At 66.5% G+C, this 13,149-nt stretch carries 10 protein-coding genes; 5 read left to right on the top strand and 5 right to left on the bottom strand.

Annotated features, from left to right (window positions below; genetic code table 11):
• Window positions 1–393: 393 nt before the first annotated feature.
• A complete protein-coding gene (locus ACVIGB_RS51080) occupies window positions 394–1,086 on the bottom strand; it encodes an RlmE family RNA methyltransferase (RefSeq protein WP_092113184.1) in 693 nt (230 codons plus the stop codon).
• Between the two features lie 176 nt (window positions 1,087–1,262).
• Entirely contained in the window at window positions 1,263–2,306 is a 1,044-nt protein-coding gene (locus ACVIGB_RS51075; protein WP_092113181.1) for a Ppx/GppA phosphatase family protein, read from the bottom strand.
• 223 nt (window positions 2,307–2,529) lie between these two features.
• On the opposite strand from ACVIGB_RS51075, the gene ACVIGB_RS51070 reads away from it, so the two are divergent.
• The gene (locus ACVIGB_RS51070; protein ID WP_456723520.1) at window positions 2,530–4,902 is read left to right on the top strand and encodes a xanthine dehydrogenase family protein molybdopterin-binding subunit; all 2,373 of its coding nucleotides are present in this window, start codon (window positions 2,530–2,532) and stop codon (window positions 4,900–4,902) included.
• Between the two features lie 262 nt (window positions 4,903–5,164).
• Here ACVIGB_RS51070 and ACVIGB_RS51065 read toward each other — a convergent pair whose 3' ends face one another.
• Window positions 5,165–5,968, bottom strand: a complete 804-nt coding sequence (locus ACVIGB_RS51065; protein WP_456723521.1) for a hypothetical protein — start codon at window positions 5,966–5,968, stop codon at window positions 5,165–5,167.
• Window positions 5,969–6,104: 136 nt separating this feature from the next.
• Between ACVIGB_RS51065 and ACVIGB_RS51060 the strand changes: the two genes are divergently transcribed.
• From ACVIGB_RS51060 to ACVIGB_RS51050, 3 genes are all read left to right on the top strand, one after another.
• Window positions 6,105–6,602, top strand: coding sequence for a YaiI/YqxD family protein (locus ACVIGB_RS51060; RefSeq protein ID WP_456723522.1), 498 nt, complete (start codon window positions 6,105–6,107; stop codon window positions 6,600–6,602).
• Between the two features lie 4 nt (window positions 6,603–6,606).
• Window positions 6,607–8,421, top strand: coding sequence for an ABC-F family ATP-binding cassette domain-containing protein (locus ACVIGB_RS51055; protein WP_456723523.1), 1,815 nt, complete (start codon window positions 6,607–6,609; stop codon window positions 8,419–8,421).
• 105 nt (window positions 8,422–8,526) lie between these two features.
• Window positions 8,527–9,606, top strand: a complete 1,080-nt coding sequence (locus ACVIGB_RS51050; protein ID WP_456723524.1) for a D-TA family PLP-dependent enzyme — start codon at window positions 8,527–8,529, stop codon at window positions 9,604–9,606.
• A 98-nt stretch (window positions 9,607–9,704) separates the two neighbouring features.
• On the opposite strand, the gene ACVIGB_RS51045 is transcribed toward ACVIGB_RS51050, so the two are convergent.
• Entirely contained in the window at window positions 9,705–10,607 is a 903-nt protein-coding gene (locus ACVIGB_RS51045; RefSeq protein WP_456723525.1) for a LysR family transcriptional regulator, read from the bottom strand.
• A gap of 92 nt (window positions 10,608–10,699) precedes the next feature.
• Here ACVIGB_RS51045 and ACVIGB_RS51040 point away from each other — a divergent pair, with 92 nt between their 5' ends.
• Complete coding sequence (locus tag ACVIGB_RS51040) at window positions 10,700–11,917, top strand: MFS transporter (RefSeq protein ID WP_456723526.1); 1,218 nt, start codon at window positions 10,700–10,702, stop codon at window positions 11,915–11,917.
• 6 nt (window positions 11,918–11,923) lie between these two features.
• On the opposite strand, the gene ACVIGB_RS51035 is transcribed toward ACVIGB_RS51040, so the two are convergent.
• Window positions 11,924–13,147 (bottom strand): NAD(P)/FAD-dependent oxidoreductase, encoded by a 1,224-nt coding sequence (locus tag ACVIGB_RS51035; RefSeq protein WP_456723527.1) that lies wholly within the window; start codon window positions 13,145–13,147, stop codon window positions 11,924–11,926.
• Window positions 13,148–13,149 lie beyond the last annotated feature (2 nt).

Here is a 13,149-nt window from a genome sequence, read left to right as displayed (position 1 = left end):
AACGTGGGTCGCTTCCAGCCACGATTCCAGCGCAGCTCCGCAGACCGTGCAGATCGCGTCACCCGTATGCGGCACCAAGAACTTCTCTTCAGTGCGTCTGTACTCAGCGCCGCAATTGCATTGAACAATGGTCGCCATATGAGAGATATGCGCCTGCGATATCAGATTTTCCAGCCCTGCCAGAAACGGCCCCAGTGCGCGAAACCCGACGCTGCACCAAGGCCGCCAACCCGGTGGGGTTTTCTCCCGGTGGGCTTGGGGGGGCATTGGCCGGGAGCAATAGAGTCGACTCCGGCCAGGCGCCAAGGTTCCAACCGGTCGCACTGAAATGTCGTGCCGCGCGCGAGATCAGCAGCTGGGGTGAGTCCGGTCTCCCTCCGTCAATGACAATCTCTACGATGACGGCTGCTGCTGTCCACGAAACCCCGTCGCCAGCACATAACGCTCGGAGGAATCTTGCCGGCTGGCGGACGGCTTGACGTGACGCACGCTGGCGAAATCGCGCTTCAACTGCCCCACCAGCTCGGCGTCGGCGCCGCTCTGGAACACTTTTGCCAGGAACGTCCCGCCGGGATTGAGCACCTCGCCGGCAAAATGCGCGGCGGTCTCGACCAAGCCGATGATGCGCAGCTGATCGGTCTTGCGATGGCCCGTGGTGTTGGCCGCCATGTCCGACATCACGAAATCGGCGCCGCCGCCCATCATCGCGATCAGTTTTTCAGGCGCGTCATGGTCGAGGAAGTCGAGCTGCGCGAACGTCACTCCGGGAATCTCGCCCATCTCGAGCAGATCGATCGCGACCACCTTGCCCTTGCCGTCGGCGGCACCGGTGCGCTTGGCCGCGATCTGGCTCCAGCCGCCGGGTGCTGCGCCGAGGTCGACGACGGTCATGCCCGGCTTGAGCAGGCGATATTTGTCGTCGATCTCGAGCAGCTTGAAGGCCGCGCGCGAGCGGTAGCCCAACGCCTTGGCCTTGGCGACGTAGGGATCGTTGAGCTGCCGCTCGAGCCAGAGTTTTGACGACAGTTTTCGCTTGCCGCCGCTCTTGACCGTGACGTGCAGCCGCCCGGTGGTGTCTTTCGCCATGATGGTTCTTGCGTCTCGGTGTGTGCTTCTCCCTCGCCCCGCGCTTGCGGGGAGAGGGTCGGGGTGAGGGGCTGCTTCCGCATACCGAATGTGTGGAAGCGGCCCCTCACCCGGATCTTACGCTTCGCGTAAGATCCGACCTCTCCCCGCAAGAGCGGGGCGAGGTGACTCAGGGTCTAGCACGCCCGCAGCGCGCCGTCCTCGCGCATCATCTCGACCAGCATGCCCTCGCGCAGGCCGCGATCGGCGACGCGGAGCCGCGGCATCGGGAACGCGTTGCGGATCGCGTCGAGGATCGCGCAGCCGGCCAGCACGAGGTCGGCCCGCTCGACGCTGATGCAGTTGTTGTTGACGCGCGCTTCGTAGCTCATGCCGAGCAGCTTCTGGATCGTCGCGGTGACGTCGCCATCGTTCATCCAGATGCCGTCGATGCGGCGGCGATCGTAGCGCGACAGATTGAGGAACACGCCGGCGAGCGTGGTCACGGTGCCCGAGGTGCCGAGCATGTGCATGTCGCGCAGGTCCTTGCCGTGCTCGGCCGCGAACGGCGCGACGTGGCGGGCAACCTCATCGATCATCCGCGCATACATGTCCCTGGTGACGTTCTTGCCGCCGAAATGTTCGGCCAGCGTGACGACGCCGAGCGGGATCGACATCCACGCCTTGATGCGCGGCGGCGCATCGGGCACGCCGGGATCGCGCTCGATCCGCACCAGCTCGGTCGAGCCGCCGCCGATGTCGAACAGGATGGCGCCCCGCCCCTTCGGGTCGAGCAGCGGCGAGCAGCCGATCACGGCGAGCGTTGCCTCGGTCTCGCGATCGATCACCTCGAGCTCGATGCCGGTCTCGGCTGCGACGCGTGCGCGAAAGCTTTCGGCATTGCCGGCGGCGCGGCAGGCCTCGGTGGCGATCAGCCGCAGGCGGCGGGCCTTGCGATAGCGGATCTTGTCGCTGCAAATGGCGAGCGCAGCGATCGCCCGCTCGATCGCGGCCTCGCTGATCGAGCCTGTCGCGGCGATGCCCTCGCCGAGCCGGATGATCCGCGAGAAGGAATCGACCACGCGGAACCCGTCGCCGGTGGGACAGGCGATCAACAGCCGGCAATTGTTGGTGCCGAGGTCGAGCGCGGCGTAGACGCCGCTTTCCGCGGCCGCCGCAATCAGCCCTGACGGGGCTTCGCCGGCCGGAGGGCCGTCACAAAGCCGCACATAGTCATTCATCAAAACACTGTCTTTCCGCAGGACCCCAAGGGCAATCCAGGGGGATTCTTGGGGCCCGCCGAATAATTGTCCGTTCACGGAAACTTTAGCAGCGTCAAAGCCCTACGCAAACTCCGTTCACATTGGGTCCATGCCCAATCGGGCGTTGTCGTTAAGGGAGGCGTGCGTTATCCCGTCTGCGCCCCCAAACTCCAGCAAATCCGGGCATTTCAGGTCATTTTCGATGCAAGATCATACGCCGCCCGCCTCCCTCGAAAACGCTATCGCACTGCAAAAATACGGTGTCGGACAGCCTGTTCGACGAAAGGAGGACGACACCCTGGTGCGCGGCAAGGGCAAATACACCGACGATTTCTCCCTTCCCGGCCAGGCCACCTGCTGGATGGTCCGCTCCTCCCATGCCCACGGGATCATCAAGGGGATCGACACGGCGGCCGCCAAGGCGATGCCGGGCGTGGTCGGCGTCTGGACCGGCGCCGACCTGGCGGCCGCGGGCTACAATCCCTTCACCTGCGGCCTGCCGCTGAAGAACCGCGACGGCTCGCCGCTCAAGCAGACCAACCGCCCGGCGCTCGTGACCGACAAGGTGCGCTTCGTCGGCGATCCCGTGGCTTTCGTGGTGGCGGAGACCGCGGCGCAGGCCCGCGATGCGGCTGAGGCCGTCGAGCTCGACATCGAGCCGCTGCCGGCGGTGACGGACGCGGCCGAAGCGACCAAGCCGGGCGCGCCGCAGCTCTATGACAACATCCCTGACAACGTCGCGCTCGATTATCACTATGGCGACACCGCCAACATCGAGGCGGCGTTCGCCGGCGCCGCCCATGTGACCAGGCTCGACATCGTCAACACCCGCGTCGCCGTGGTCTCGATGGAGCCGCGCGTCGCGCTGGCGCATTACGACAAGAAGACCGAGCGTTTCACGCTGCAGGTGCCGACCCAGGGCGTCTCCGGCAACAAGGCGATCCTGGCGCGCCTGCTCAACGTGCCCACCGACAAGGTCCGCATCCTCACCGGCAATGTCGGCGGCTCGTTCGGGATGAAGAACCTCAACTATCCCGAATACACCTGCATCGCGCATGCGGCGCGCGAGCTCGGCCGTCCCGTGAAGTGGCTCGACGAGCGCTCGACCAGCTTCCTGTCCGACAGCCAGGGCCGCGCGCAGCTGATCCATGCCGAGCTCGCGCTCGATGCCGACGGCAAGTTCCTCGCGGTGCGGCTCTCCGGCTACGGCAATCTCGGTGCCTACATCACCGGCGTCGCGCCGGGCCCGCTGTCGCTCAACACCGGCAAGAACCTCGCCAGTGTCTATCGCACGCCGCTGCTCGGCGTCGACATCAAGACGGTCGTGACCAACACCACGCTGATGGGCGCCTATCGCGGCGCCGGCCGGCCCGAGGCCAATTACTACATGGAGCGGCTGATCGACGCCGCCGCCGACGAGATGGGCATCAACCGCTTCACGCTGCGCAAGCGCAACTTCATCAAGCCGTCGCAGCTGCCGTTCCCGGCCGCCTCCGGCGTGACCTACGACAGCGGCGATTTCGCCGGCGTGTTCCAGAAGGCGCTGGAGATCTCCGACTACGAGAACTTCGCCAAGCGCAAGAAGGAGAGCAGGAAGAGCGGCAAGCTGCGCGGCATCGCCGTCGGCTCCTATCTCGAGGTCACCGCGCCGCCGAGCGGCGAGCTCGGCAAGATCACCTTCGAGCCCGACGGCTCGGTGAAGCTCACCACCGGCACGCTGGACTACGGCCAGGGCCACGCCACGCCGTTCGCGCAGGTGTTGTCCGACCAGCTCGGCGTGCCCTTCGAGAAGATCACGCTCGAACAGGGCGACAGCGATCTGGTGCGCTTCGGCAACGGCACCGGCGGCTCACGCTCGATCACAGCGACCGGACAGGCGATCGTCGAGGCGTCCGCGCTGGTGGTCGAAAAGGGCAAGAAGGCCGCCGCGCACATGCTGGAGGCCTCCGAGGCCGACATCGAATTCGGCCAGGGCCGCTTCACCATCGCCGGCACCGACCGCTCGATCGGCATCATGGAGCTCGCCGAGCGGATGCGCGACAGCAAGATGCCGGAGGGCACGCCGGAGACGCTCGACGTCGATCACGCCACCAAGGAGACGGCGTCGACCTTCCCGAACGGCTGTCACGTCGCCGAGGTCGAGATCGATCCCGACACCGGCGTGACGCGGATCGTGCGCTACTCGGCGGTGAACGATTTCGGCACCGTGGTCAATCCGATGATCGTCGCCGGCCAGCTGCATGGCGGCGTCGCGCAGGGCATCGGCCAGGCGCTGATGGAGGAAGTGAGCTACGACGGCTCGGGCCAGCCGATCACCGGCTCGTTCATGGATTACGCGCTGCCGCGCGCCGGCGACGTGCCGTCGATGCTGGTCGGCGATCATCCCTCGCCGGCGAAATCCAATCCGCTCGGCACCAAGGGCTGCGGCGAAGCCGGCTGCGCCGGCAGCCTCGTCTGCATCGTCAATGCCGTGGTGGATGCACTGTCGGAGTACGGCATCAAGCACATCAACATGCCGCTGACGCCCGAACGCGTCTGGCGCGCGATCCAGGACGCCAAGGCGAAGGCGGCGTAAGGCGCCGCTTCAGCATCACTCACCGCTGTCATCGCCCGCGCAAGCGGGTGATCCTGTATTCCAGAGACGTCTGCGATAGAACCGACAGGCTGCGGCGTACTGAATACCCCGCATGCGCGGGGTATGACAGTTGTGGGCGATGCGAGAGCTCAACCCACCTCACATTCGTCATGCCCGGGCTTGACCCGGGCATCCATCGACTTGAAACGACTCTTGCAAAGACGATGGATTGCCGGGTCAAGCCCGGCAATGACAGATCGCACTACGCCGCAGCCTGCTCGCGCGGCTGGGTGATGGCGATGTGGTGGCAATGCGCGAGCGGCGTGCCGTTGCCGAGCACCAGCGCGTCGAGCTCGACGAAGCGGTGGCCCTTCTTGTCGTAATTGCCGGTCACCTTGGCGCGCGCGGTCAGCTCCTCGCCGATCCTGCCGGCCGACAACAGCTGCATGCGGGTGCCGACATGGATCCACGGCCCGAGGATCGCATTGTCGACCAGCACCTTGTTCATCACCCGCGGCAGCAGGCCGGGATGGCCGAGACCTTCGCGCAAATAAATCGGGTCGGTCTCCCTGATATCGGCGAGATATTCCTTGGCGGCGTCGCCGGCCCAGTCGCGCGGGATGGTGCCGAGCCACTTGCCCTCTTGGTAGGACGACGCGCTGACCGGCTTGCGCTCGGCGACGGCCGCAACCTGCTTGTAATCGTCGAGCACAAACTTCGGCGCAGAGGCCGGCAGCGACGCGGTGCCGGTGGCGCAGAGCTCGCCGCGGCTGGTGAGCTCGATCATGAGCCCGTTGCCGGTCCCCCGGCCGGTCAATTCCGCGATCTCGCCGTCATAGACCGGCTTCACGAAGCGGGCCTCGATCAGGCCGCGTTCCAGGAAATCGCGGCCCCACTTCTCGACCGGCAGGTGCATCATGTAGGCCATCACATCGACGCCGGGCACCAGACCGCCGGAAAAGCCGAACTTCCGCGCCACCGTGTCGTCGTGGATCTTGTTCTCCGACAGCTTTGAGGTGTTGTAAGCCGAGACGCGGTAGGTCTGCGATCCGGTCTGCGAGTTCATGGGGTTTTCCCTTATTTCCGTTGTTTTTCTGGTGACAATGGTAGTCGAACAAAGAGGCATGGCAAGCCTCTCGTTTTGCTCGCAATCTTCCGCACCATGGAGTACACGCAGGCCGCGCCCGCCAACCACCAGATCGATGACTGAAACCCCTGCCCAAACCCGCATCTATGTCGACGCCGACGCCTGCCCGGTGAAGGACGAAATCTACCGCGTCGCGATCCGGCTCGGCGTGCCCGTCAGCGTGGTCGCGGGCAATTTCATCCGCGTGCCGCAGGATCCCCTGATTGAGCGCATCGCCGCCGGTTCCGGCATGGATGCGGCCGACGACTGGATCGCGGAACGCGCGCATGAGGGCGACGTCGTGATCACCGCGGACATTCCGCTGGCGAGCCGCTGCGTCAAGGCCGGCGCCGACGTGATCGCGCCGAACGGCAAGCCGTTCACCGAACAATCGATCGGCATGACGCTCGCGGTGCGCAATTTGATGACCGATCTGCGCTCATCGGGCGAGATCACCGGCGGGCCGAAATCCTACTCGCCGCGCGACCGCTCGAATTTCCTGTCGATGCTCGACCAGACCATCCGCCGCATCCAGCGCCGCCGCGCCGAGCAGGCGCCGGCAAACGGGAATTAGCGCGATGGCCCCACCGCTCATCCAGCTCAAGGACATCAGCCTGACCTTCGGCGGCACGCCGCTGCTCTCCGGCGTCGAGCTGTCGGTCTCCGCGGGCGAGCGCGTCTGCCTGATCGGCCGCAACGGCTCCGGCAAATCGACGCTGCTGCGGATCGCGGCCGGCCTGGTCGAGCCTGATGCGGGCAGCCGCTTCGTGCAGCCCGGCGCCACCATCCGCTATCTGCCGCAGGAGCCGGACTTCGGCGACCACAAGACGACGCTGGCCTATGTCGAAGCGGGCCTCGGCCCCGGCGACGACCACTACCAGGCGCGTTATCTGCTCGAACAGCTCGGCCTCACCGGCGAGGAAGATCCCGCGCACGTCTCCGGCGGCGAGGCGCGCCGCGCGGCGCTGGCACGGGTGCTGGCGCCTTCGCCCGACATCCTGCTGCTGGACGAGCCGACCAACCATCTCGATTTGCCGACCATCGAATGGCTCGAAGGCGAATTGGAGAGCCGGCGCTGCGCGCTGGTCCTGATCAGCCACGACCGCCGCTTCCTCACCAACCTGTCGCGCACCACCGCCTGGCTCGACCGCGGCCAGATCCGGCAGATCGAGCGCGGCTTCGGCGCCTTCGAGGCGTGGCGCGACGAGGTGCTGGCGGAGGAAGAACGCGAGCAGCACAAACTCGACCGCAAGATTGTCAACGAGGAGCACTGGCTGCGCTATGGCGTCTCCGGCCGCCGCAAGCGCAACGTCAAACGGCTCGGCAATCTGTTTGCGCTGCGCGATCAGCGCCGCGACTATCGCGGCGCCACCGGCAATGCCACGCTCGCCGCCGCCGAGGCCGAGAAATCCGGCCGGCTCGTGATCGAAGCCAAGACCATCACCAAGGCTTATGGCGAGCGCACGATCGTCGATACCTTCTCGACCCGGATCCAGCGCGGCGACCGCGTCGGCATCGTCGGCCCGAACGGCGCCGGCAAGACCACGCTGGTGCATCTTCTGATCGGCAACGATCCGCCCGACTCCGGTTCGGTGCGGCTCGGGGCCAATATCGAGATGGCAACCCTCGACCAGCATCGCGAGAGCCTCGATCCGAAGCTGACGCTGGCCGAGGCGCTGACCGGTGGCCGCGGCGATCACGTCATGGTCGGCGACAAGTCGAAGCACGTCATCGGCTACATGAAGGATTTTCTGTTCGCGCAGGAGCAGCGCGGCACGCCGCTGGAAGCCCTCTCCGGCGGCGAGCGCGGCCGGCTGATGCTTGCGCGCGCGCTCGCCAAGCCGTCGAACCTGTTGATCCTGGACGAGCCGACCAACGACCTCGATCTGGAAACCCTCGACGTGCTCGAGGACATGCTCGGCGACTACGACGGCACCGTGATCCTGATCAGCCACGATCGCGACTTCCTCGACCGCGTGGTGACGTCGGTGATCGTGCCCGAAGGCCAGGGACGCTGGATCGAATATGCCGGCGGCTATTCCGACATGCTCGCGCAGCGCGGCGCCGACGTGAAGCGCGAGACGGTGAAGGCGGACGCTCCGGCCGAGGAGAAAAAGGAAGCCAGGGCCGCGGCACCCGAAGCGGCCCCCAGGCGCCGGCTTAGCTTCAACGAGAAGCACGCGCTGGAAACTTTGCCGAAGACGATCGACAGACTGCACGCCGAAATCGCCAAGCAGCAGAAGCTACTCGATGATCCCGACCTCTATGCGAAGGATCGCAAGAAATTCGATGCTGCTTCAGCGGCGATCGCCAAGGCGCAGGACGAACTCGCCGCCGCCGAGGACCGCTGGCTCGAACTCGAAGTGCTGCGCGAAGAGATCGAACAAGCATGATGCGTAGGATGGGTAGAGCGCAGCGAAACCCATCATGACGCAACGAAGGAATTCGATGGGTTTCGCTTCGCTCTACCCATCCTACGAGGCCGGAGAAGAGACATCATGACCACGCCCCTCGCCGCCAAGATCGCCAAGGAATACGGCACGCCCTGCGCCGTGATCGACATGGACCGTGTCGAGCGCAACATCGCGCGCATCCAGAAGGCCTGCGACGAGGCCGGCGTCGCCAACCGGCCGCACATCAAGACCCACAAGAATCCGATGCTGGCGCAGCTGCAGATCAAGGCCGGCGCCAAGGGCATCACCTGCCAGAAGCTCGGCGAGGCCGAGATCATGGCCGATAGCGGCATCGACGACATCCTGATCAGCTACAATCTGCTCGGCGACGAGAAGATGGCGCGGCTCGGTGCCTTGCAGGGCAAGGCCAACGTCACTGTTGCCGCGGACAATTCGGTCGTGATCGGCGACCTGCCTAAGGCGGCAGCCGCGTCCGGCCGCCCGCTCTCGGTCGTCGTCGAATGCGACACCGGGCGCAAGCGCGCCGGCGTCGAGGCCCCGGCTGAGGCAATCGCGCTGGCGCGCGAGATCGCCGGCTCGAAGGGCCTGAGCTTCGCGGGCTTCATGCTGTACCCGACCGAGACCGGTTGGGCGGATGCGCAGAAATTCTACGACGAGGCGCTGGCCGGCGTGCGCGCCCACGGCCTCGATGCGACAATCGTCTCCACCGGCGGCACGCCGAACCTCGTCAATCTCGGCAAGCTGAAGGGCGGCACCGAGCACCGCTTCGGCACCTATATCTACAACGACCGCATGCAGGTCGCGGCCGGCGTCGCCACCTGGGACGATTGCGCGCTGCATATCTATTCCACCGTGGTCAGCCGCGCCGGCCCGGAGCGCGGCATCCTCGATGCCGGCTCCAAGACGCTGACCTCGGACACCGGCGGCCTCGAAGGCCACGGCCTGATCCTCGAACATCCCGAGGCCAAGATCGCACGCTTTGCCGAGGAGCACGGCTTCCTTGATCTGTCCCGCAGCAACACGCGGCCCAATGTCGGCGACGTCGTGCGGATCGTGCCCAACCACGTCTGCGTCGTCGTCAACATGATGGACGAGGTGGTGATGGTGCGCGGCGACGAGATCATCGGTGCATTGCCGGTCGCGGCAAGAGGGAAGCTGCGCTAGCGACAATCTGTAGGATCGGTAGAGCGCAGCGAAACCCACCATGCTTCCGCGCGGATCGAAGTCGATGGGTTTCGCTTCGCTCTACCCATCCTACGAATCTACCCGCGGATCAGCGCCTGCAGCTCGCGGTCCAGCGCATCGCGAAACACTTCGATCGGCCGCGCCAACCGTCCCGCGGGCGGGCGATGCACGATCCAGGCGCGCACCGCCGGATTGAAATCTGCGATCTTCACCGTCTTGAGCCGGCTGCGGATCGGGCTTCGCTTCAACGCCACCGGCGTGACGAGGCCAATGCCGAGCCCGCGCGCCACCAGCGACAGGCGTAATTCGCTGTCGAGCGCCTCGACCGCGATGTTGAACGGCAGATGCGCCGCATCGAAATGGCGCTTCAGCGTCTGGCGGAAGCCGCAACCGTCCTGGTTGATCACCCACCCGGTCCGCGACAGCCATTCGAGGTCGACGAATTTCGGCGTCTTCATCTCGCGCGCGACGACGAAGACTACCGGCTGCGCGCCGAGATCGGAGGCCGCGAGATCATCGGGCGGTGCGGTGCCGTCGGGCAAGCAGATCGCCGCGGCGTCGAGCTCGTTGCGGCTGACCCGCTCCATGTGGTTGGGCGACCAGCCCGAGACGACGCGCACCGCAAGCGCAGGGAATTCGCCGCGCACCGCATCGAGCGGACCGGTCAGCCCCGCCTCCGACAGGAACGGCGTCAGGCCGAGCCTGAACTCGCCGCGCACCACCCCGTCATTGGCGACGCCTGACTTGAGGTCGTCGAGCATGCGCAGCACACGGCGGCCCTGCTCATAGGCCTCGATCCCCGCAGCCGTCGGCTTCAGCGGCTTCGACAGCCGGTCGAGCAGCTGCGCACCCAGCATCTCCTCGAGATTCTGGATCCGCCGCGTCACGCCGGGCTGGGTCAGATTCAGCCGCACTGAGGCCGCGACGATCGATCCGGTCTCCACCACGGCGACGAATGCCACAAGGTCATGGGTATTCATAACAAACTCGCATATTCTTCATCAACTTATTTGAATTGTAGCATATTACGCCGATCCCCTAAAGGGGTCTCGCCACTCCATCGCGAGGTCCCATGACGATTTCCGAAGCCACCAAGCTCTCCCCGGCGCGCGCCGTCTCCGTGCGTCCCCTGATCTGGATCGGCGCCATCACGACCGGCACCGTCGTAACGAACCTATTCGCGCCGCAGATCCTGGTCGGCCTGATGAGCCGATCGCTCGACATGACCGCGCTGCAGGCCGGCCTGATCTCGACGCTGACCCTGCTCGGCTACGCGCTCGGGCTGTTGCTGCTGGTGCCGCTGGTCGACCTCGTCGAGAACAAGCGGCTAATCCTGCGCACGCTCGCCTGCGCCATCGTGGCCGCGATCGGCACCGCGCTGGCGCCGACGCCGCTGATTTTGTTGGCCGCCACCTTCATCCTCGGCGCGTCCTGCGCCGCGATCCAGATGGTGGTGCCGCTGGTCGCCTCGATGGTGCCGCCGGAGCGCCGCGGACAAGCGATCGGCGATGTCATGAGCGGGTTGATGATCGGCATCCTGCTGTCGCGCCCGATGGCGAGCCTGATCGCGGACAGTTGGAACTGGCGCGGCTACTACCTCACCTCGGCCGTGCTGATGACCGTGCTCGGTTGCGCGCTGGCGCGCTACCTGCCGACGCTGCAGCCTGCGACGAAGGTGAGCTACGGCGGGCTGTTGCGTTCGTTCCCGAGATTGCTGCGCGAGGAGCCGGTGCTGCGCGTTCGGTCCTGGACCGCCGCGCTCGTGATGGCATCGTTCACCGCGTTCTGGGCCGCCGTCGCGCTGCGGCTGCCGGATGCGCCGTTCAAGCTCGACGCCAAGGGGATCGCGCTGTTCGCGCTGATCGGCGTCGCCGGCGCGGCGGCGACCCCGATCGCCGGACGCTGGGGTGACAGAGGTTTCGCGCGGCCGTTACTGATCGTCTCGCACCTTCTCATCGTCGGTGCGCTCACGCTGTGCGCCTGGGCAGGTATGACCGAATCGCGGATCACGGCCCTGTTGCTGCTTGGCGTCGGCGCCGTGCTGCTCGATTTCGGCATCACCACCGACCAGACACTCGGCCGCCGCGCCGTCAATCTGTTGCAGCCCGAGGCGCGCGGCCGGATCAACGGCCTGTTCGTGGCGCTGTTCTTTATCGGCGGCGCGGTCGGCGCGGCCGCGGCATCCGCGGCATGGAGTTATGGTGGCTGGACGGCGGTCTGCGCGGTGGCCGCCACGTTCGGTGTGCTGGGGTTCATTACCGACATCGCGACGAAGACGGGGTCGGAATGACCTGGTTTACGAGGCGCGTTGCGCGAGCCAGTTCAACGCGCCCTTCCCCGCAGCGCCCCCCGTCGCAAACGATGCCTGCAACAGATAGCCGCCGGTCGGCGCCTCCCAGTCGAGCATCTCGCCGGCGGCGAAAACACCGGGCAGCCGACGCAGCATGAAGTGCGCGTCGAGCTCGTCGAACCTGATCCCGCCGGCGCTCGAGATCGCGCGCGCGATCGGCGCCACGCCCGATATCTCGATCGGCACCGTATTGATCAGCCCGGCCAGTTCAGCCGGCGGCAGCGCGGCCAGCGATCGACCGGAGGCGGCGGCCGCTTCCTGCAACAGCCCGATGCCGACAGGCGAGAGCTGCGCCGCCTTGCGCAGGAAGTTGGAGAAGGACTGCTTGCCCTTCGGCGCCGACAGCCGCGCGATCAGTTCGTCGCGCGCAGCATCTAGCCGCAGCGCCACGCTCAGCGTCGCCGTTCCCCTGGCGAGCACCGCCTCGCGCAATTCCGCCGACAGTGCGTAGATCGCGCCGCCCTCGATGCCGGTGCGGGTGACGATCGCCTCACCGCGCACGGTGTGCGGCCCGATCGTGAGGGCAACGCCCTTGAGCGGCTGGCCCTCAAACCGGTCACGAAAGATATTTGACCAGGCGACCGTGAAGCCGGAATTGGCCGGTTTCATCGGCGCCACGGCAATGCCCTTCGTCGCAAGGATCTCCACCCAGGCGCCATCCGAGCCGAGCCTCGGCCAGCTCGCGCCGCCGAGCGCGAGCACGACTGCGTCAGCGTTGACCGTGCGCGGGCCGTCCGGCGTCTCGAACAGCAATCCGCCGCGCGCGTCCCAACCAATCCAGCGATGCCGGAATGCGAACCGCACGCCCGCGGCATCGAGCCGCCGCAGCCAGGCACGCAAGAGAGGCGATGCCTTGAACGCTTCGGGAAACACCCGGCCGCTGCTGCCGACGAAGGTCGGCTGCCCCAGCGCCTCGCTCCAGGCGCGCAAGCTGTCGGGCGGAAACGCCTCGACCGCGGCCTTCAGGTGCGGCATCGCCTCGCGATAGCGCTTGAGGAAATCGGCCAGCGGCTCGCTGTGGGTGAGATTGAGACCGCCGCGCCCGGCCATCAGGAATTTGCGGCCCGCCGACGGCATCGCGTCATGGACGGTGACCTGTGCGCCACCCGCCGCAAGCGTTTCCGCCGCCATCAGGCCGGCGGGACCGGCTCCGATGACGGCGACGCTCATGC

Source organism: Bradyrhizobium sp. USDA 4341 (genome assembly GCF_054063755.1).
This window is presented reverse-complemented; position numbering and strand designations above follow the sequence as displayed.

Bases quoted from the DNA above. Each gene is read 5' to 3' on its own strand.
- ACVIGB_RS51080 (WP_092113184.1), bottom strand. From the start codon at position 1,086: ATGGCGAAAGACACCACCGGGCGGCTGCACGTCACGGTCAAGAGCGGC.
- ACVIGB_RS51075 (WP_092113181.1), bottom strand. From the start codon at position 2,306: ATGAATGACTATGTGCGGCTTTGTGACGGCCCTCCGGCCGGCGAAGCC.
- ACVIGB_RS51070 (WP_456723520.1), top strand. From the start codon at position 2,530: ATGCAAGATCATACGCCGCCCGCCTCCCTCGAAAACGCTATCGCACTG.
- ACVIGB_RS51065 (WP_456723521.1), bottom strand. From the start codon at position 5,968: ATGAACTCGCAGACCGGATCGCAGACCTACCGCGTCTCGGCTTACAAC.
- ACVIGB_RS51060 (WP_456723522.1), top strand. From the start codon at position 6,105: ATGACTGAAACCCCTGCCCAAACCCGCATCTATGTCGACGCCGACGCC.
- ACVIGB_RS51055 (WP_456723523.1), top strand. From the start codon at position 6,607: ATGGCCCCACCGCTCATCCAGCTCAAGGACATCAGCCTGACCTTCGGC.
- ACVIGB_RS51050 (WP_456723524.1), top strand. From the start codon at position 8,527: ATGACCACGCCCCTCGCCGCCAAGATCGCCAAGGAATACGGCACGCCC.
- ACVIGB_RS51045 (WP_456723525.1), bottom strand. From the start codon at position 10,607: ATGAATACCCATGACCTTGTGGCATTCGTCGCCGTGGTGGAGACCGGA.
- ACVIGB_RS51040 (WP_456723526.1), top strand. From the start codon at position 10,700: ATGACGATTTCCGAAGCCACCAAGCTCTCCCCGGCGCGCGCCGTCTCC.
- ACVIGB_RS51035 (WP_456723527.1), bottom strand. From the start codon at position 13,147: ATGAGCGTCGCCGTCATCGGAGCCGGTCCCGCCGGCCTGATGGCGGCG.